The organism is Pseudomonas sp. GW456-12-10-14-LB2, assembly GCF_002884345.1.
Classification (GTDB): domain Bacteria; phylum Pseudomonadota; class Gammaproteobacteria; order Pseudomonadales; family Pseudomonadaceae; genus Aquipseudomonas; species Aquipseudomonas paraglycinae.
Genome location: NZ_POHV01000242.1, coordinates 1 through 256 on the forward strand (window position 1 = coordinate 1; position 256 = coordinate 256).

Below are 256 nucleotides of genomic sequence, written 5' to 3' on the forward strand. Positions count from 1 at the left end.
GGCGACGAGCGGGTCGGGACGGCTGACGTCGGTTCGGCAGGTCGTCCAAAATATCGCCGGAGTCATCCAAGGGCCTGCGGCGGGCAAATTGGCGGCCGTGCCGATCGGCATCACGGGATATGTGTGCGGCGGCGTCATGTTCCTCCTCGTCCCCGCGACCGTGTTCTTCTTGCATGAGCAGCGAAAGAAGTCGTCCTCGCAAGAAGTGCTCTCGAACGCGGGCAAGCAACTCAAGAACATCGGCACGGCGGGAACG

1 protein-coding gene is annotated in these 256 nt (G+C 63.3%); it reads left to right on the top strand.

All coding sequences use genetic code 11. From position 1 onward, the window contains the following. A partial coding sequence (locus C1X29_RS29375; protein ID WP_158247921.1) for a hypothetical protein occupies positions 1-256 on the top strand: 256 nt, incomplete at both ends.